Source organism: Halorientalis pallida, from assembly GCF_004118325.1.
In the GTDB taxonomy this organism is placed as follows: domain Archaea; phylum Halobacteriota; class Halobacteria; order Halobacteriales; family Haloarculaceae; genus Halorientalis; species Halorientalis pallida.
In genome coordinates, this window is record NZ_RDFA01000001.1 from 575,768 (window position 1) to 594,291 (window position 18,524).

Sequence of the window (18,524 nt, forward strand, 5' to 3'; positions counted from 1 at the left end):
TCGCGGGGAGAGCGATTACTCGGACCCGTGGTCGTCGAGCGCGGCCTGGACGGCTCCGAAGTCGACGGGCGGTTCGAACTCGGCGAGCGTGGTCTCGACCGCCGACACAGCGTCGCCGTACTGGTCGCGCCACGCGGGCCGCGCCAGGTCCTCCAGACGTTCACCGAGCCGTTCCCGACGGGATTCGAGAGCGTCCAGCCGGTCGGCGATCTCGTCGAGTTCGGCCGTGTCCTCACCCTCGCGGTCGGCCCAGGTCCGAACGTCGGCCAGCTCGGTGCGGGCGTCCGCGAGGACGAGTTCGTTCACGCGCTGTCGCTGGGTCACTGCGAACCACTGGGTGGCCGGATCGGGTTCGTCCGCGCCGATCACCGCGGGGGCTTCGAGGCGGTCGGCGGCGGCTTCGAGGTCGTCGAAGGCGGCGCTGATCGCGTTCACGTCGGCCGACAGTCCGGCGACGCGGGTCGCGTGGCCGTCGAGCCAGCGCTCGAACTCGTCCGCGTCGCTCGCGAGTTGCTGTGCGTCCCCGTGGAGCGTGTCGGCCTCCTGCCCGAGGTCGCGAAGGTCGCGGACGTACTCGAAGACCGAGTCGCTGTACTCGCGTCGGTGGATCAGTTCGTGGAGACGGTCGGCCAGGTCCCGCGCCCGCGTCTCGACGGACTCGGCGCGGGCCCCGAACCCCTCCAGCCGCGCTCGGATGGTTTCGAGATCGGGAGCGTCCGCAGCGGCCGCTTCGACCTCGTCGACCCGCATGGCCGCGAACTCGGCGCGATTCTCGGCGTTCGAGACGGCCAGCGAGGTGTCGGATTCGAGTTCCGTGATCATATCCTCGGAGACGATGCGGTCGATGGCGACCTCCGCGAGTACCGTCCGGACCGTCGCCTCGTCCGGGCGGTCGTCGCGGGCCGCGATCCGTTCGGCGGCCTCCGCCAGTGACAGCCCTGTCACGTCTCCTGACGCATCGTCGTCCTGTTCCATGTGCGAGTGCTGTATCGGGAGGCCGATTAGCGTTTCCGTCGACACGGGTTCCGATGGGTTTAGGACCGTCCCGGTCGGCGGAAGTGACGATGAGTCTCCGGACGGCCGTCGCCGCCCCCTTCCGCCAGCAGGGCACGACCGCGATGGGGGAAAGCGAGTTCGTCGTCGCTCTCTCGCTGGATCGGGACTGGTTCACGCCCGACCAGGCCAAGCGCCTGCTCGACGTGGCCGCCGGCGAGGGGCTGGTGACCCGCGACGCGGGCGAGGTCGAAGTCGAGTTCGATCCCGACGGCGTCGTGGTGCCCGAGGGGTTCGTCCCCGACGAGTCGATCCTCCAGCAGCGCTCGACGTTCGAGCGTATCCTCGACGCGCTGGTGGAGGCCGGCACCGAGAAGCAGGCCGCCGTCGCGGAGATCAACTCCCTGCAGGCCGACCTCGGCGTGACCGTCGAGGCCGCCGCCGTGGTCTACGCCAGACGGGAGGGCCTGGACGTGGAAGACGCCGCCGAGCGTGCACTGGGTGAACTCTGAATGGTCGAGGATACGATTACGGACGGCAAACGGATCGCACAGCTACTGTCCTCGGAGATCACGGGCCGGGAGACCGGCCCACTCGCCGCGATGGCGGTCGTCGAGGCCGATCCGGACGTGGAGCCGACCGCCGACGGTGCTTTCGCCTACGGCGTCGACCGCGACGACGAGCGCGTGGCCGACGTGGCGGTCCAGCCCGAGCGGGCCTACCTGGAGCTGCGGACCGGTGTCGACGCCGGCGCGGCGGCGGCCGCCGACGCCGACCTCCGGGTACGACCGAAGGCAGTCGAGCCGCCGCGGACGCTCGTGTTCGTCGAGTCCGGGGCGGCGGTGAAGGCGGCCGTGGACGTGCTCGTCGCGGCCGCCGACGCCGAGTCCTGAGTCAGAGCGTCGCGAGAATGTCGGGGAGGCGTGCGACCAGTTCCTCGCGGTCGACTGCGGCGTCGGCCGCCGCGTGTCGCTCGGGACCGCCGGGATAGCGGACCTGGACGGTGGCGAGGCCGGCGTCGGCCGCACCCTGCACGTCCACTTCGGGGCGGTCGCCGACGTAGATCGTCGCGGCGGGGTCGACGCCCAGTTCGTCACAGATCGCCGCGAACGCCCGCTCGTCGGGCTTGCCGGTCGGGAGCGATCCGGAGATCACCACGGCGTCGAACAGAGTGGCCCAGTCCAGCGTCTGGAGTTTGCCCCGCTGGGCGACCAGCGGCCCGTCGGTCAGGAGACCTACCCGGTAGGACTCGCGCAGATCCGCGAGCAGGTCGGGAACGCCTGCGACGGGTTCGAGGGCGTCCTCGACGGCCAGCCGGTAGGCCGTCGCCACGTCCTCGGGGTCGGTGTCGTCGCTCAGCAGTCGCTCGAAGATGGGCGCGCGGGTCTCCGTGGCGGCGACCTCGCCGTGGGCGTCGAGGTAGTCCGCCCGCTCGATGGCGTGGGTGTCGGCCCGGTCGGTGGCGTCGTCGAGCAACGTCTGACGGTCGCGGTCGGTGACCGCCAGCGTGTAGTCCAGATCGAACACGACGGCGTCGAACGACGGCATTCGCTCCTCCGTAGCGGCCCGTCGGGTTTGAGTGTTCCCCAAGACTCAAACCGGCGTTTGACTCTACGGCGAGTATTCATAGCGGTCCGACCAACGGACAGGTGCATGCGAAAGACGATCGCCCTGGCGCTCGCCGCCGCCGTCGTCCTGACGGTCGGCGCGGCGGGCACAGTCCTCGCGATGGGTGGCACCGGCACACAACCAGCACAGGCCGCCGACACCGGCGATCAGAGCATCACCGTCTCGGGCGAGGGGTCGGCCAGCGCCCAGCCGGATCAGGCCGTCCTCCGCTTCGCCGTGACCGCCGAGGGTGACGACCCGGCCGCGATCCGGTCGGAACTCGCCAGCGGTGCCAGCGACCTGCGGAGCGCGCTCTCCGAGGCCGGCGTCGCCGACGATAGCATCGAGACCGCCGGCTACAGCATCGAAGAGCCGCCACGACGCGTGCCGCCGGGGAGCGAGGGCGGCGAGACCGGCCCCGACCTGCGCGGCGTCCACACCTTCGAGGTGACGCTTTCCGACACCGACCGTGCGGGCCCAGTCGTCGACGCGGCGGCTGGCGCGGGGGCGGAAGTCGAGTCCGTCCAGTTCACGCTGGCCGAGGACACCCGCGCGGACCTCCGGAACCAGGCGCTCGAAAACGCGATGAGCGACGCCCGCGGCCAGGCCGACACGCTCGCCAGCGCTGGTTCGCTGTCGGTAACTGGCGTCGCCAGCATCGACGCGACGGGCACGAACTACCGCCCCGTCGCTTACGAGGACACCGCCAGACAGTCGGCCAGCGGCGGCACGACTATCGAGACGGGCGACGTATCGGTCGAGACGAGCGTGCGCGTCGTCTACAACGCCAGCAGCGCGTAGCGCTGCTGTACCCCCGCTCGCTTCGCTCGCGGGGCGGCGAGTGGCCAATAGGAACCTTGTAGTGAGTGCCGGGCCAGCGCCCGGTAATGACCTTCTTCGACCGGCTGGCCGACCGCATCGACGCGGTCGACAGCGTCGTCTCCGTCGGCCTCGACCCCGACATGGACCGGCTCCCCGACCACCTGCTGGACCGTGACCTCCCGCGGTGGGCGTTCAACCGCCGGATCATCGACGCCACGCACGAGCACGCCGCCTGCTACAAGCCCAACGCGGCGTTCTACGAGGACCCCGACGGCTGGCGCGCGCTCGAAGAGACCATCGCCTACGCCCACGGCAAAGACGTCCCCGTCCTGCTCGACGCGAAACGGGGCGACATCGGTAACACCGCCCGGCAGTACGCCGACCTGCTCGACCGCGCGGACGCCATCACCGCCAACCCCTACATGGGCCGGGACTCGCTGGAGCCGTTCCTCGAACGGGAAGAGGCGGGCGTCTTCCTGCTCTGTCGCACCTCCAACCCCGGGGGGGCAGACATCCAGAACCTCGAACTCGCCTCGGGCGAACCCGTCTACGAGCGCGTGGCCGCGCTGGCCGACACCTGGAACCGCAACGGCAACGTCGGCCTCGTCGTCGGCGCGACCCAGCCCGAAGAACTGGCGGAGATCCGCGAGGTCGTCCCCGACCTCCCCTTCCTCGTGCCCGGCGTGGGTGCCCAGGGCGGTGACGCCGAGGCCGCGGTGGAGCACGGGCTGGCCGAGGGGGTGGGTCTGGTCAACTCCTCGCGCGGGATTATATTCGCTGGTGAAGACCAGGGCGAGGAGTTCCACAGAGCCAGCGGGCAGGCAGCGAGGCAGTTGAAACAGCAGCTCAACCAGTTCCGGTGACTACGGGCGGTCCCCTGCCGTGTCGCGCGCTGAGAGGTGGCGATTTAGCACGCGGACGACGGCGTCGAGGTCGTCTATCTCACCGCGGGAACAGCGGATCGGCCCCCTGCATCGGCGGTGGAGGACGAGGGTGTCGTCGGTGCGACTGTACCCCGACAGGCGAGACCACGGGACGGGTTTCGGAAAGTTGTCGGGATCGATCACCAGTCCGTCGGGGTAGGCCTCGTACGTGCGGGCCTGGGTGGTCGCGTTGAGCCAGGACGTGAGTATCCCCGAAAGTGCCGTCCCGACGACCAGGAAGGCCGCGTCGAGGGTGAGGAGGCCCACGGCAGATCCGGCGACGATTGGAGCGCCGGCGAGGACGTACAGGGACAACTGGCGACGGGCCACACGACGAGAGGGGCGCGCGCGCCACGAGGCCGCTGGCTCCTGGCCCGCCGCGATCCGGTCGGCCAGTGCCCGGTTGTCGATCAGGACGGCGACTCCCGCGAGGGCGAAGGCGATCAGTCCGAGCACCAGCGTCCTCACGGTGACGGGCAATTCGGGACCGACGGTGACGTACTCCACCCAGCCGTGAGCCAGGAAGACGGCAGCCGGAACCGAGAACAGCGCGTAGTGGAGTCTCGTCCGGGCCAGCACGACGGCGAGGTTCGGGACGGTCACCGCGACGACGGCGACGCCGACGACCGCGAGTCCGGCGGGCGCGAGCGCCGCCGCGGCCGGTGCGATCCTGTCGGTGAGCGCGACGAAGCGCAGGACGACGACGGAGCCGCCGTACATTCCGAGCACGGCCGCGAGGACGACACGGGTCAGCCACGGTCGCCCGGCGGTTCGACTGCGGGTCACATCGAACGTGACAACGGAGCGGATAGAAAGCGTTACGATCGGTCTGGGGAGCGGCCGGCGAGACTGGCTCAGACCCCCGATTCCGACGGGAGAGTGGCACGATATCCGTGAGTATTTCACCGCCTGTCGACAACCCGAATCATCAGGCCGAGAACGTATGAAAACTCGCTACGTATTTTTCCTCGTCTTGCTGTTCGTGACGGCGGTTCTCACCGGGGCGATCTTCGTCGGATTTCAGGAGTACAAGGCGACGCTCTCGGCGGAGAGCCGGGAGGACGCGACCCGGACGGCGGTCCACGTCGGGTCCGAGCTCGCGTCGCAGTTCTCGGGCCGCCGACAGACGGTCCGGTTGGTCGCGGCGACGCCGGCCCTCGGCCGCCACGGAACCGACGCACAGCGAGCGACACTCCGGCGTCTGGTGGCGGAGACGCAGTTCTCCGGGGCGTCGGTGATCGCCCGCAACGGGACGATGACCAGCATCGTGTCGGACCTGACGCCGGCCGAGCGGGCGGCGCTGATCGGGTCGGATTTCGGCGACCGGATCTACTTCCAGCGGGCGATGGCGGGCGAGACGTACCTGAGCGAGCCCATCAGTGCCGAGTCGGGCAACGACATCGTGACCGTCAGCACCCCGATCCGACACAACGGGACGGTGGTGGGAACGCTCAACGGGGCGTACCACGTGCCCGAGTCGTGGTTCGCGGACGGCGTGACGGCCTCGCTGGGACGCGAGGACGGCCTGACGATCTACGCACAGTCGGGGAGAGTGGTGTACTCGGAGCCGCCCCAGCGGGGAGCTACGACCGTCGTCAGGAACGCCAGCATCGGTGACACGGGCTGGACGGTGAGCGTCCAGTCGAGCCAGCGCACCGTCCAGTCGACGATCAGGGCCGTGACGTACCTGCAGGTCGGGAGCATTCTCGCGGTGGTGTTCGCGATCGGCGGCTTCGGCTGGTGGGTCTACCGGCGGAACCTCCACCAGGTCGAGCGCCTTCTGGAGGGGTTCACCCGCCTCGAAAACAGGGAGTACGGGACGGAGATCGACGTGCGGGGCGGCGAGGAGTGGCAGCAGATCGAAGCCGGGTTCGACGAGATGAGTCGCTCGCTCGCGCGGTTCGAGCACGAACGCCGCGAGCGCGAGCAGTCGCTCCGGGAGTTCAAACGCGCCGTCGAACACGCCGGGTACGCGGTGTTCATCACCGATCCCCAGGGGACGATCGAGTACGTGAACCCGGCGTTCGAGGAGATCACGGGGTACCCGGCGGCGGAAGCGGTCGGCGCGACGCCGACCATCCTGAACTCCGGGGAGATGTCAGAGGACTACTTCGCAAGGCAGTGGGAGACGTTGCTTGCCGGCGAGGAGTGGGACGAGGAGATCGTCAACGAGCGCCGCAACGGGACGCGGTACGTCGCCCGACAGAAGATCACCCCGCTGACCGGTGAGGACGGGTCCGTCGAGGAGTTCGTCGCCATCCAGACGGACATCACGGCGCTCAAAGATCGTGAGCGTCACCTCCAGACGCTCAGTCGCGTGTTGCGTCACAACCTCCGGAACAAGATCGGCGTGATCGTCGGCTCGGCGGAACTGCTCGTCGGGGACGGCGGCGACGTCGACGAGGCGGTGATCGGCGACCGGATCGTCGACGCGAGCCAGCAGCTCACGGACCTCGCGGAGAAAGAACGACGGATCGTCACGCTCCTGACGTCTCACCCGCGCCGCAAGCGGATCGATCTCGCGGCGACGATCGAGTCGGTCGCGACGCGCGTCCGACGTAACCACCCCGACAGTCGGATCACGGTGACCTGCCCCGCGGACGTGACGGTCGTCGGGATCGACGAACTCCAGCGGGGTCTGTACGAACTCGTCGAGAACAGCGTCGTCCACACCGACGGGTCGGCGACGGTCGAGGTCACCGTCGACCCTCGCGAGGAGACCGTCGCCGTCGCCATCGAGGACGACGGCCCCGGGATTCCCGAGAACGAGCGGCCGATCCTGACGGGGGACGCCGACATCGAACCCCTCTCACACGGGAGCGGCCTGGGGCTCTGGCTGGTGTATCACACCGTCCGGCTGTCCGATGGCGTCGTCACCTGCACCGACGGCACGCCGACGGGCAGCGTCGTCACCTTCGAACTGCAGCGGGCGGACCCCTGTTCGGATCGGGACGGGGAGCGTCAGAACCGGTAGGTGTCCACGCCGTCGGGGGCACTCCGTGGCTGGCGCTCGCGCTGCCGCCCGCCCACGTCGGTCAGACACTCGACACAGAGGCCGGTCTCCTCGTCGAAGTGCTCGTCACAGACCAGTTGGGCACACCGCGAGCAGGTGTGCCGGACCTCGCCCGTGACACAGATTTCGCAGTTGCCGGAGACGCTCATGGGAGCCACTAGCACGGCCAGGCGTTTGAATCCTCCGCGCGCCCTGAGGCACGCCGACGGCAGTCAGGGCCGCAGTCGAGAGGCTTACGGGGGTGGGGGTCCAACTGACGGTCGTGGATCACGACCGGCTCATCACGGGCATCGCGGTCGCGCTGGCGGGGTGTGCAGTCGTGCTGACCGTCCTCGCGTTCGTCTACAACCTCGCGATCCTCGCAGTAGCAGCCGGTCTGGGTGCCGCCGCTTACTTCATGTGGTACCAGGCCAGTGGCCGTCTCGCCTCCAGGATCTACCAGTCGGTCGAGGATCGGGCGAGACAGAACGGCGCGAGAGGACGCACGCGGACCCGTGAGACCGGCGGATTCGGCGCGGGACCGCGCGAGGAGTGGACCGCGCCGGGCGGCCGTGGCGGACAGGGTCGACAGCGTGCAGGCCAGCAAGGGCAACGACAACGACAGCGCCGTCGACCACCTTCGGCCACCGACGGTCCCAGCCGGAGCGAAGCCTACCGGATCCTCGGGCTGGACACGGACGCCGACGAGTCCGATGTCAAGCGGGCCTACCGACAGAAGGTCAAGGAGGTCCACCCGGACACGGACGGCGGCGACGAGGAGCGGTTCAAGAAGGTCAACAGGGCGTACGAACGCCTCACCTGATCACTGCTCGTCGAGGTACCGGCAGACGCCGACCACGTCCCGGCGGAGCGTCGGGCTCTGCCACTCCGGGCGCAGTTCCTCGACCATCGCGTCCAGATCGTCGTCGGTCTCCGCTCTGACCCGTTTCACCGTCTCGACGAACGCCGGCAGGACGTCCGCGTAAGCGTGCAACTCCGCAGTGGCTTCGCCGGGCACGCCGGGGCCGAAGTGGCTGTACAGCGTCCGGGACGGCTCCAGATCGAGCAGGCGGTCGACCGTGTCGAGGTTCGCTTCTAGATCGAAACTCGGCGGCGGCGTCGTCGGCGCGACCGTGTCCGAACGCGGGTCGAACGCGCCGACGGCGTCGGCACCGAACAGCGTCCCGCTGTCGGGTTCGAGCGCGACGTAGTGATGCGGTGCGTGCCCGGGCGCGTCGTAGATCTCCAGTTGGCGATCCCCGAGGTCGAGGACTTCGCCGCCGGCGACGGATCGACAGCGGTCCGCGGGGACCAGTTCGGGGTCGCCGTAGGGGGCTTCCATGCCGATGGCGGCCTCGACGCTCTCGACCAGCCGGTCCAGTCGCTCGGCGTCGGTGAGGTACGGGAGGCCGCGTTCGTGGACGACGGCAGTCGCGTTCTCGCAGGCCTCCAGTAGTCGGGCGGTCCCGGCGGCGTGGTCGAGGTGGACGTGACTGACGAGGATGGTCTCGACCGCCGCGGGGTCGATGCCTACGGCGTCCATGGCGTCGAGGATGCGCTCGGCACCCGTGACCGTGCCGGCGTCGAGGATCGCCGGTTCGGCGGCGTCGAGCAGGTAGGTCGCGAGCATCTGCGGGGTACCGAACAGTTCGTTGTCCACGAGGTAGACGTCGGGACAGCCGTCGACGGATGGAGCGTCCATACCCACGAGTGGGACCGCGGTCACTTATCATATACGAGCCATAACTCGATAGCATGCAACCGAGCGAGACGACCGGGAGGGCGGCACCGTGACCCCGCCGCTGGCCGTCGACATCGACGGGACGCTGACGGGGCCGAGCCGAGCCGTCGACCCGCGTGTGATGAGCGTCCTGCAGGAGTGGGACGACCACGTCGTCGTGGCGACCGGGAAGGCCTTCCCCTACCCCGTGGCCCTCTGTGAGTTCCTCGGGATCCCGATCACCGTGATCGCCGAGAACGGGGGCGTCGTCGCCGTCGCGGGCGAGGAGATCGTCTTCACCGGTGACCCCGACAGCGCGTGGGCCGTCGCCGAGGCGTACGAGGAAGCCGGCTTCGGCCTGGGCTGGGACGAACCGGACTTCGTCAACCGCTGGCGCGAGACCGAGATCGCCGTCGCCCTCGACCAGCCCCTCGATCCACTGGAACGGATCGCCGCCGACCACGGCCTCGAAGTCGTCGACACCGGTTTCGCCTACCACGTCAAGACACCCGAAGTGGACAAGGGCAAGGGACTGGAAGCCGTCGCACACACGCTCGAGCGCGACCCTGCCGAGTTCGTCGCAGTCGGGGACTCCGAGAACGACGTGGCGACCTTCGAGACCGCCGGCCGGTCGTTCGCCGTCGCCAACGCCGACGACAGCGCGCTCGCGGCGGCCGACGAAGTGACCGAGGCCAGCTACGCCGACGGCTTCCTCGAAGCCGTCGACCGGATCGAGACGGAGTGATTGCGGGGGAGATCCCGACCCCTATTTATACGTCCTGTGCTAACGGCACACACATTCCGAGAAAGCTTTTAATAATGGTCTCCTAACCCGGCACGTATGAGCCCCGACCGGGCCGTCCTCGAACGCGCCATCGAGCGCGGCGAACAGGAGGGCGGCAGCGTCGAGTTCAAAGAGCGGCTCACGAAAGACCTCCACGCGACGGAGGGACGGTTCGAGAGCCTCGCGGCACAGCTACGCCACCGCGTCCTCTCGGGGGACGGGGAGGCCACCTACGTCGTCGGCGTCACCGACGACGGCGGCCTGGCAGGCATCGAGCCGGAAACCTTCTCCGAGTCGATGGACGTCCTCTCCCTGCTGGCCGAGGAGGCCGGCGCACACATCGACGACGTGGAGACGTGGGGCGTCGACGGCGACACCGCCACGAAGGGGTCCTCGGGGACGGACGGCATCGTCGGCGTCGCCACCGTCCGCGAGGGCGCGGTCATGGGAGACGACGAGCACATCGTCGTCGGGACCGCCGGCCACGTCGACCACGGCAAGAGCACCCTCGTCGGATCGCTCGTCACCGGCGACGCCGACGACGGCGAGGGTGGTACCCGCTCGTTCCTCGACGTGCAACCCCACGAGGTCGAACGCGGCCTCTCGGCGGATCTGTCCTACGGCGTCTACGGCTTCGACGACGACGGCCCGGTTCGGATGGACAATCCGCATCGCAAATCCGATCGCGCCCGCGTCGTCGAGGAGGCCGACCGCCTCGTGAGCTTCGTCGACACCGTGGGCCACGAGCCCTGGCTCCGGACGACGATCCGCGGCCTGGTCGGGCAGAAACTCGACTACGGACTCCTCACCGTCGCTGCCGACGACGGACCCACCAAGACCACCCGCGAACACCTGGGCATCCTGCTGGCGACCGACCTCCCCACGATGGTCGCCATCACGAAGGCGGACCTCGTCGACGACGAACGATTGCGCGAGGTCGAACGCGAGGTCGAGCGCCTGCTCCGCGAGGTCGGGAAGACACCCCTGCGCGTCGAACGCCACGGCGTCGACGCGGCGCTGGAGGAGATCAGCGAGACCGTCGTGCCCGTCCTTACGACGAGCGCGGTCACGATGGACGGGCTCGACCAGCTGGACGAACTGTTCGAGCGCCTGCCCAAGACCGCCGGCAGTGACCGCACCGACGAGGCGTTCACCATGTACGTCGACCGCACGTACAACGTCACCGGCGTCGGCGCGGTCGCCTCCGGGACCATCAGATCCGGTACTGTGGAGGCCGGCGACGAACTCCTGATCGGCCCGATGCAGGACGGTTCCTTCCGCGAGGTCGAGGTCCGGTCCATCGAGATGCACTACCACCGCGTCGACGAGGCCCAGGCCGGCCGCATCGTCGGCATCGCGCTGAAAGGCATCGCGGAGGTCGACATCGACCGCGGGATGGTCCTGCTCCCGCGAGAGACCGACCCGACGCCGGTCCGGGAGTTCGAGGCCGAAGTGATGGTCCTGAATCACCCGACTCGGATCGGCGACGGCTACGAACCGGTCGTCCACATCGAGACCGTCAGCGAGGCCGCCGCGTTCTACCCCGAGGGCGGCCAGCTCCTGCCCGGCGACTCCGGCGAGGCTCGCGTCCGCTTCAAGTTCCACCCCTACTACGTCGAGGAGGGCCAGCGGTTCGTCTTCCGCGAGGGGAGTTCGAAGGGCGTCGGGACCGTGACCGACGTGACGCCGGTGGAGTGAGAACGATGAGTGACCGAGACGAACTCGAGCGGAAACACGCCCGCAACGACGCCGAGCACCTCCGGCAGGTCAAACAGTGGGCCGAGTACGTCCGGACACGTCCGGACGACGACTGGGGTCGACAGGTCGACAAACTCGTAAACGCATAGATCGAGTCCGCACGGCACCACGAAACACAGCAACGGAGCCGGGCCGATTCCGACAGCTGAGTCCAGCGGACTGATCACTCCCCCAGCGTCGCCCGCAATACCTTCGTTTCCGCGTTCCCGAGGCGTTCGGCCGCCGTACTCGGCGCTGAATTCAGTTTTCTTCCCACGGCGGGTCTTCGAGGTCGGCCATCGAGTCGATGACGTAGTCCGGTGTCGTGGTCGATTCGGTGCCGTCGGTCAGTAGTGCGGCCTGGATGCCCGCACCGTCGGCCCCACGCACGTCTTTGTGGACGGTGTCGCCGACGTGGACGGCGCGCCGGGGCGCGGCGTCGAGCGCGTACAGCGCCTCGTGGAACGGGCCGGGTTCGGGTTTGGGCGCGGTGTCGTAGCCGCCGTAGACGATCACGTCGAAGGCGTCCCGGATGCCGAGCGCGTCGAGTTTCGGGTCCTGGGTCTCGGGGCCACCGTTGGCGACCAGCGCGAGGTCGTAGGTCTCGCCGAGCGAGGCAAGCGCCGACAGTGCGCCCGGGAGCGGTTCCACGTCGCCGTGGTCCCGCATCGAGGCGTAGAGGGCGGCGAGTCGACGGCCGACCGCGGGGTCGCGACCCGACTCCTCGGCGAGGGTGGCGAAGGCCATCTCGCGGCGTTCGGCCCGGGTCTCGTCGGTGACGACCTGCAAGAAGAGTTTGTCGCGGTACTCGGCGGTGGTGAAAAAGGGCTCGACGCCGAGTTCGTCGAACGCGGCCGCGAGCAGTTCCTCGCGGGAGCGCCGGTACTCACAGAGCGTCCCGTCGAGGTCCAGAAACACGGCGTCGGGCGGCCGATCGTCCATCGATTCTCCGTTCGGAGTCCGGCGGGTAAAGGGTTCCCCCGTGACGAGACCTGCCGGTCGGTCCGGACGGACCCGTCGGCGGTTCAGACCGACCGATACCCGTCGTCGCTCCGCTCGACACGGCCGAACACGACGCCCCAGTCGAGCAGGCGGCGCGTCCGCTCGGTCCAGACAGCCACCCAGTCGCCGTGGCGGTTGCGCTCCCAGGTCGGCACGACGTCCCGGATCGCGTCGAAGGCGGCTTCGGCCGACAGCGGTTCCCCGGCCGCGTCGAGCGCGTCGCGGAGTTCGGCCACGCCGAACACCCGCTCGGCGAACGCGTCGGCGACCGTCTCGTCGGTGTACTCGCGGCGCTGTCGCTCGTAGCCCCGGTCGGTCTCGGTCGCCAACCGCAGGGCGCGACAGAACGTGAGCCAGGCCTCCGCGTCCTCGCGGACGCCCACGCCGGTCCGATTCTGAATGCGCGCACAGCAGTCGTCGACGGACCCGGGGACGAGCGGGATCGCACCGTTGACAGCCGCGAGCAGGTCTGAATCGACGGGTTCGGGGGCGACCTTGAACCGCATCAGAGGTCGAAGCTCTCGGCCAGCAGGTCGTGGTCGGGTTCGCCCAGGACGTGCGTGGGGCCGCCGACCACGTCGACGGTGACCTGTGCGGGCGCGAAGACGGACGCGGGCACGTCGTAGAAGTCCCAGTCGGCGTCGTCGAAGATCTCGGCGAAGGGGCGGTCGTACTCCGCGGCCGCGCTGGAGGGGACCTCGTCGAAGCGGTCGAACGCGCGGTCGACGACGAGGTGGGCGCGGCCGCCGTAGGCCAGCGCGTCGTTGGTACGGGCGATGGCAGTCTCCTCGTCGTCGCCGACGGGTGCGACTGGTGCGGTCGCCGACACCGAGAGGACGTCCAGCGGATCGTAGCCGAGTTCCGAGAGGCGGAAGACGGCGAGTTCGGCGGCGCGAGCGGCCATCGTGACGCTGCCCGTGATGCTGGCGCTGGAGAAGGCCGGCAGGAAGACGCCGCTTTCGGGGACGCCCGCGACCTCGGCCACGTGCTCGGCGACCGATTCGTCGGGCACCTGGTCACCCTCGACGGCCAACACGGCGAAGTCGAACTCGTCGCGGTAGCCGACCCGCTGGAACACGTCCTCCTCGGCGACCAGCGCGCGGGCCGGGCCGCCGCCGAGTCCCTCGAAATCGTCGAGCGAGAGTTCCCAGCCGGCCTTCTGGGCACAGAGCAGTGCCAGCGCCGGGTGATCGGTCGACAGTTCGACGTGGGTCAGCGGCGCGCCCGCCACGGTGTCGACGGTCGTCGAGACCGTCGAGAGGCCGGCGGTCGCGATCTCCGTGAGCAAGAGACCGGCCTCCAGGCCGCCGGGAATCTCCACCCCGAAGTCCAGTACCACTGCCTCGTTGTCGAGGCGGGCGACGGCGACGTTCAACTCGTCGGCGAAGTCGATGGCCTCGTCGACGAGATCCGTGGCCATCCGGTTCAGGCTCTCCATACCCCCGCTTCGGTGCGGCCCCCTTTAGACGTCCGGGTCCCGGTCGTTCCGGGCCGGTCGGCCGAGGGCGTCTTCGACGCCCGCGACTTTCTCCTCGGCCGATCCCTCGCGAGTGCGCTTGTCGTCGATCTTCAGGACGGTACTCACCCGGTCGGCGTCGACGGCCTCGTGGGCGGCCTGTGCGGCCGCGAACAGCTCGCCGATCTCGTCGGCCTCGATAGTCGTCCCCATCGGCGTGGTCTCGTAGGCCACGTCGAAGTCCTCCAGCGCGTCGACGGCCTCCGCGACTTCTTCGGCCATGCTCCCCTCGATCACCGGTGCGACGCTCAGGAATCCGACGACTGTCATGTGACGAGCTGCGGGCGGGACGGACAAAAACCCGAGCGTCGACCGGCATCACGTGTCAGACAGCTGGGAAAGTACTATGACGGTCCGGTGTGAGCGTGGTGACATGCCATCGGAATTCACACGGCGGAAGGCGTTGCGGCTCGGTGCGGCGACGGCGAGTGTCGGTGCGGTCGGGAGTGTCGCGGGCTGTAGTTCGATTCCGTTTCTCGGTGGGGGCGGAAAGACGCTCGCGTACAACGACGCCCTGTTCGCGCCGGGCGACGTGCCGGGGACCGACGAGGGGTACGTGTTCACGTACAGCGACTACAAGCTCCTCCGGGACAACGAGGACAACCTCGAGAACGGCACCGCGACCTACGAGGACGACACCGACTCGTTCCCGTTCGAGCAGATGGGTGTCGGCTTCGACAGCACGGACGCGAACCTGGCGATCCTCGCCGTCGGCGGACACACGACGGGGAGTTTCGAGCAGAGCGACGTGGGTTCGTCACTGGAGGACAACGGGTTCAGCGAGGACGGCAGTTACAGCGGCTACACCCTGTACGCGGGCGAGCAGCGGACCGTCGGTGTCGAGGACGGTGCGGCGGTGTACGCGACTGCCCGGGACGCCGAAGGGTACGACCGGCAGAGCGCGATCGAGACCATCGTCGACACGAAGGCCGGTGACGGGAGCCGCTACGCCGAGAACGACGACGACTACTCGACGCTGGACGAACACGTCTACGACGACGCGGTGATCGCTATCGGCGGCACCGGTGGGTTGATCGCCTTCTTCGCCGGCGACTTCGAGAACGTCGTCGGATGGGCCATCAGCGGCCGGTTCGACGGCGGTACCCAGGAGATCAAGAGCGCACACGTCTTCGGGAGCGAGGGCGACGCGAACGTCGACGCGGTCGAGCAGTGGGCACGGGACAGCGACCTGTTCGTGGACGCGACCGACCTCTCGGCCGCACAGGACGGGCGGGTCGTGACCGTCAGCGCGACCGGGCAGGCGTTCGGTGGCGCCGGGTCGAACCAGGGGCAGTGATCAGCACGTCCCGGTGCCGGTAAGTGGCCCGCCTGCGACCGCCCGAGTATGATCGACGACGAGCGGACCGTCGAGGCGAACGGACTCGACTTCGCCGTGCGCGAACACGGTGACGGCGACCGGCTGGCGCTCTGTCTCCACGGGTTCCCCGACGACGCCGGGTCGATGGACCCGCTGGCCGAACGACTCGCCGACGCCGGCTTCACCGCCGTCGCGCCGTACATGCGCGGCTACGGCCCGACCGGCGAGGCACCCGATAGTGATTACAGTGCTCGCGCGCTGGGGGCCGACGCGGTCGCACTGGCCGACCAGCTGGTCGAGGACGAGGGCTACGACGACGCGGTCCTCGTGGGGCACGACTGGGGCGCGGTGGCGGGCTACAGCGCGGCCCGGCTCGACCCCGACCGGTTCTCGGCGATGGCGACGATGGCGGTCCCGCCGCGGTTCGGTGCCGAGATCTGGAATCACCCCCGGCAGTTCCTCCGGAGCTGGTACGTCTGGTTCTTCCAGTTGCCCGGCCTCGCCGAGCGGACGCTCCGGCGCGAGGACTTCGCCATGATCGACGTCCTCTGGAACCTCTGGAGTCCGGGGTGGGACTACCCAGACGAGCGCATCGAGTCAGTCAAAGAGACCTTCCGGGCCGACGGCACCGCCGACGCGGCCCTGCAGTACTACCGCCAGTTCGTCAATCCCTTGGTGTCCGATCTGTTCCGGAACGGCCGGCCCGACCCCGACGACGCGCCGCCCATCGAGGTCCCCGGACTGGTGCTCTCCGGGGCCGACGACGGCTGTATCGGGACCGACCTGTTCGCGGACGCGGCCGACGCGTTCGCGGCCGACGCCCGCGTCGTCCGAATCCGGGACGCCGGGCACTTCGTGCACCGGGAACGGCCGGACGTGGTCGCCGAGGCAGTCCTCGAGTTCTGCAGTTCGTGACGGTGTGACACGGCGAAAAACCCGGAGTCCGCTACCTTTTTGCCGGCCCTGACGGAAGCCACGTGCATGCTCACCGTCCGGGCGCCGGCCACGAGCGCGAACCTCGGGAGTGGCTTCGACGTCTTCGGGGTCGCGCTGGACCGCCCGGCGGACGTGGTTCGTGTCGAGAAGGCCGACGAGATCAGCATCGAGGTCACCGGCGTCGGTAGCCAGTACATCCCCGAAGACCCCGACAAGAACACCGTCGGGGCCGTCGCCGACGCCCTCGACGCCCCCGCCCACATCGAGATCGACAAGGGGGTGCGCCCGGCCTCGGGCCTGGGTTCGTCGGCCGCAAGCGCCGCCGCGGCCGCCGTCGGACTGAACGAACTGTACGACCGGGGCCACAGCCGCGAGGAACTGGTTCCCATCGCCGCCAAAGGGGAAGCCGTCGTCTCGGGTGACGCCCACGACGACAACGTCGCCCCGTCGATCATGGGCGGGTTCACCATCGCCACAGACGACGGCGTCACGAAGGTCGACGCCGACATCCCGCTGGTGGCTTGCCTCCCGGACATCGTCGTCTCCACCCGGGACGCCCGCCGGGTCGTCCCCGAGTCGGCCCGGGTCGACCAGTTAGTGGAGACCGTCGGCTGGGCCGCCACGCTGACCACGGGGATGCACCGTGACGACCCCCATCTCGTGGGCGAGGGCATGAACGACACCGTCGTCACGCCCGCCCGTGCCGAATTGATCGACGGGTACAGCCAGGTCCGGGACGCCGCCCTCGACGCCGGCGCGACCGGGGTCACGATCAGCGGCGCGGGGCCGACCGTGATCGCCGCGTGCGAGGAGGGTAACCGCCGGTCGGTCGGGACGGCCATGATCGACCGGTTCAACTCCGTCGGCGTCGAGGCCCGCGTCTACCAGACCGAGATCGGTCGCGGCGCGACGCTGTTTTAAAATTCTACCAGCGCTGTCGTTCGCTCTCGTTGATCCAGCGGAAGCGCTCCTCGCCGGTGGTGGCCTCGGGTGCCTCCTCCGTCCCGGGTTCCTGCCAGGCGACACAGAGACTGCCGCCGACGATGCCGACCAGCATTCCGATGACGAGGCCGCCGAACGCGCCGATCAACGAGAGGATGGACATGGCGATGCCGGTGACGCCGATCAGCGTCGAGAGCTGGGGCTTCACGATGGCGAACACGCCACAGGCGACGACCATGGCCGCGAAGACGATACCCAGCGCCGAGTAGGACGGCCCCTGGGTCGCGGGGATCATCTGGAGCCGGATCGGGATGGCGGCGATGATCATGCCACCCAGCACCAGCAACGTGCCGCCGGCGAAGGGACGCCGGGACCGCCACCGTGCGAACGCACCCGGCTGGGCCCCTAGCTGTGCGTCCTCCTCGACGACCCGTTCGTCGCCGCCGAAGGAGGGGAGGCCGAAGTCCACGTCGCCCAGGATCAGCCCGTAGCCGGTCCCGAGGAGTTGGCCGTAGAGGACGAACGCGACGACGATCAGCGGCCCCGTCGCCGGGAGGACGCCGAGCACGGACCCACCGTAGAAAGCGACGCCGACCAGCAGGCCGAATCCGAGGCCCATGCTCCCGGCAGTGACAGCGAGTGCGGCCCGGGTCAGCAGGGGCACCAGCAACTTCTGGGTGAGTTTCGACCGCCGCGAGAACATGATCACCGTGTTCGTGAAGTCGTTGATCGTCCGCGAGACGTAGGCGACGAAGGCCAGTCCCAGCACGACCGACATGGCCATCCAGATGCCGAAGCCGGTCGAGATACCCGTCGCGCCCAGCACCGACGCCAGCCCCGCGAACAGGTCGAGTCCGATCGCGAGGGCGACGAAGAGCCCGCTGAGCAGGCCGGCACCGAGCGACGCGACGACGCCCGCCCGGACCTCCTCGCCGGGGACGAACGTTGTCGCGTCGACTCTCTCCATCATCAGGCCGTAGCCGTTGCCCAGCACCTGGCCGTAGACGACCAGCGCGACCAGTCCCGCGAGGCCGAGGTCCGGGCCGACGCCGGCCGCACCCAGCGCGAGGAGGGCGACGCCGAGGACGGTCCCGTAGACCAGCCCCATGCTCCCGGCGGTGACGGTGAGCGCGCCGCGGGTCAACAGCGGCACCAGCAGTTTCTGCGTGAGTTTCGACCGCCGCGAGAACATGATCACCGTGTTCGTGAAGTCGTTGATCGTCCGCGAGAG

22 protein-coding genes are annotated in these 18,524 nt (G+C 69.2%); 12 read left to right on the forward strand and 10 right to left on the reverse strand.

Annotated features, from left to right (window positions below; translation table 11 throughout):
* Positions 1-15: 15 nt before the first annotated feature.
* Positions 16-975, reverse strand: a complete 960-nt coding sequence (locus EAF64_RS03120) for a halo transducer protein (protein WP_129067500.1) — start codon at positions 973-975, stop codon at positions 16-18.
* Positions 976-1,064: 89 nt separating this feature from the next.
* Between EAF64_RS03120 and EAF64_RS03125 the strand changes: the two genes are divergently transcribed.
* Together EAF64_RS03125 and EAF64_RS03130 are read left to right on the forward strand one after the other, a co-directional pair.
* Positions 1,065-1,505 carry a DUF2240 family protein gene (locus tag EAF64_RS03125; protein ID WP_129067501.1) on the forward strand — a complete coding sequence of 147 codons (441 nt, stop codon included), beginning with the start codon at positions 1,065-1,067 and terminating at the stop codon, positions 1,503-1,505.
* Positions 1,506-1,886: a hypothetical protein gene (locus EAF64_RS03130; protein ID WP_129067502.1), complete on the forward strand. Its 381-nt coding sequence runs from the start codon at positions 1,506-1,508 to the stop codon at positions 1,884-1,886. It begins immediately after the preceding gene.
* Position 1,887: 1 nt separating this feature from the next.
* Here EAF64_RS03130 and EAF64_RS03135 read toward each other — a convergent pair whose 3' ends face one another.
* The gene (locus EAF64_RS03135; RefSeq protein WP_129067503.1) at positions 1,888-2,541 is read right to left on the reverse strand and encodes an HAD family hydrolase; all 654 of its coding nucleotides are present in this window, start codon (positions 2,539-2,541) and stop codon (positions 1,888-1,890) included.
* 105 nt (positions 2,542-2,646) lie between these two features.
* Between EAF64_RS03135 and EAF64_RS03140 the strand changes: the two genes are divergently transcribed.
* Entirely contained in the window at positions 2,647-3,402 is a 756-nt protein-coding gene (locus EAF64_RS03140) for an SIMPL domain-containing protein (RefSeq protein ID WP_129067504.1), read from the forward strand.
* Between the two features lie 86 nt (positions 3,403-3,488).
* Positions 3,489-4,286, forward strand: coding sequence for an orotidine-5'-phosphate decarboxylase (pyrF, locus tag EAF64_RS03145; RefSeq protein WP_129067505.1), 798 nt, complete (start codon positions 3,489-3,491; stop codon positions 4,284-4,286).
* On the opposite strand, the gene EAF64_RS03150 is transcribed toward pyrF, so the two are convergent.
* Positions 4,287-5,132, reverse strand: coding sequence for a hypothetical protein (locus tag EAF64_RS03150; protein WP_129067506.1), 846 nt, complete (start codon positions 5,130-5,132; stop codon positions 4,287-4,289).
* A 157-nt stretch (positions 5,133-5,289) separates the two neighbouring features.
* On the opposite strand from EAF64_RS03150, the gene EAF64_RS03155 reads away from it, so the two are divergent.
* Positions 5,290-7,320, forward strand: a complete 2,031-nt coding sequence (locus tag EAF64_RS03155) for a PAS domain S-box protein (protein ID WP_129067507.1) — start codon at positions 5,290-5,292, stop codon at positions 7,318-7,320.
* Here the strand turns inward: EAF64_RS03155 and EAF64_RS03160 are convergent.
* The gene (locus EAF64_RS03160) at positions 7,308-7,508 is read right to left on the reverse strand and encodes a hypothetical protein (RefSeq protein WP_129067508.1); all 201 of its coding nucleotides are present in this window, start codon (positions 7,506-7,508) and stop codon (positions 7,308-7,310) included. The two genes, EAF64_RS03155 and EAF64_RS03160, sit on opposite strands and share 13 nt — an antisense overlap.
* 113 nt (positions 7,509-7,621) lie before the next feature.
* On the opposite strand from EAF64_RS03160, the gene EAF64_RS03165 reads away from it, so the two are divergent.
* Positions 7,622-8,161, forward strand: a complete 540-nt coding sequence (locus tag EAF64_RS03165; RefSeq protein ID WP_129067509.1) for a J domain-containing protein — start codon at positions 7,622-7,624, stop codon at positions 8,159-8,161.
* Here EAF64_RS03165 and EAF64_RS03170 read toward each other — a convergent pair whose 3' ends face one another.
* Complete coding sequence (locus tag EAF64_RS03170; protein WP_129067510.1) at positions 8,162-9,040, reverse strand: MBL fold metallo-hydrolase; 879 nt, start codon at positions 9,038-9,040, stop codon at positions 8,162-8,164.
* Positions 9,041-9,128: 88 nt separating this feature from the next.
* Between EAF64_RS03170 and EAF64_RS03175 the strand changes: the two genes are divergently transcribed.
* The 3 genes from EAF64_RS03175 to EAF64_RS20765 all read left to right on the forward strand — a co-directional run bounded on the left by EAF64_RS03175 (position 9,129) and on the right by EAF64_RS20765 (position 11,689).
* A complete protein-coding gene (locus tag EAF64_RS03175; protein WP_129067511.1) occupies positions 9,129-9,803 on the forward strand; it encodes a phosphoglycolate phosphatase in 675 nt (224 codons plus the stop codon).
* Positions 9,804-9,899: 96 nt separating this feature from the next.
* Positions 9,900-11,540, forward strand: a complete 1,641-nt coding sequence (locus tag EAF64_RS03180; protein WP_129067512.1) for a GTPBP1 family GTP-binding protein — start codon at positions 9,900-9,902, stop codon at positions 11,538-11,540.
* Between the two features lie 5 nt (positions 11,541-11,545).
* Positions 11,546-11,689, forward strand: coding sequence for a hypothetical protein (locus tag EAF64_RS20765; protein ID WP_193767554.1), 144 nt, complete (start codon positions 11,546-11,548; stop codon positions 11,687-11,689).
* Positions 11,690-11,840: 151 nt separating this feature from the next.
* Here EAF64_RS20765 and EAF64_RS03185 read toward each other — a convergent pair whose 3' ends face one another.
* The 4 genes from EAF64_RS03185 to EAF64_RS03200 form a co-directional block, all read right to left on the reverse strand.
* Positions 11,841-12,521, reverse strand: coding sequence for an HAD family hydrolase (locus EAF64_RS03185; RefSeq protein ID WP_129067513.1), 681 nt, complete (start codon positions 12,519-12,521; stop codon positions 11,841-11,843).
* Between the two features lie 83 nt (positions 12,522-12,604).
* A complete protein-coding gene (locus tag EAF64_RS03190; protein WP_129067514.1) occupies positions 12,605-13,087 on the reverse strand; it encodes a hypothetical protein in 483 nt (160 codons plus the stop codon).
* Positions 13,087-14,019 carry a methenyltetrahydromethanopterin cyclohydrolase gene (mch, locus tag EAF64_RS03195; RefSeq protein WP_129067515.1) on the reverse strand — a complete coding sequence of 311 codons (933 nt, stop codon included), beginning with the start codon at positions 14,017-14,019 and terminating at the stop codon, positions 13,087-13,089. Before mch ends, EAF64_RS03190 begins: the two co-directional genes overlap by 1 nt.
* A 24-nt stretch (positions 14,020-14,043) precedes the next feature.
* Positions 14,044-14,367: an MTH1187 family thiamine-binding protein gene (locus EAF64_RS03200; protein ID WP_129067516.1), complete on the reverse strand. Its 324-nt coding sequence runs from the start codon at positions 14,365-14,367 to the stop codon at positions 14,044-14,046.
* Positions 14,368-14,470: 103 nt separating this feature from the next.
* Here EAF64_RS03200 and EAF64_RS03205 point away from each other — a divergent pair, with 103 nt between their 5' ends.
* The 3 genes from EAF64_RS03205 (at position 14,471) to EAF64_RS03215 (ending at position 17,272) form a co-directional block, all read left to right on the forward strand.
* Positions 14,471-15,394 carry a hypothetical protein gene (locus EAF64_RS03205; RefSeq protein WP_129067517.1) on the forward strand — a complete coding sequence of 308 codons (924 nt, stop codon included), beginning with the start codon at positions 14,471-14,473 and terminating at the stop codon, positions 15,392-15,394.
* 48 nt (positions 15,395-15,442) lie between these two features.
* Positions 15,443-16,330, forward strand: a complete 888-nt coding sequence (locus EAF64_RS03210) for an alpha/beta fold hydrolase (protein ID WP_129067518.1) — start codon at positions 15,443-15,445, stop codon at positions 16,328-16,330.
* Positions 16,331-16,396: 66 nt separating this feature from the next.
* Complete coding sequence (locus tag EAF64_RS03215; RefSeq protein ID WP_129067519.1) at positions 16,397-17,272, forward strand: homoserine kinase; 876 nt, start codon at positions 16,397-16,399, stop codon at positions 17,270-17,272.
* A 4-nt stretch (positions 17,273-17,276) separates the two neighbouring features.
* On the opposite strand, the gene EAF64_RS03220 is transcribed toward EAF64_RS03215, so the two are convergent.
* On the reverse strand, positions 17,277-18,524 hold a 1,248-nt coding region (locus EAF64_RS03220; protein ID WP_193767555.1), incomplete at its 5' end, for a DUF6114 domain-containing protein.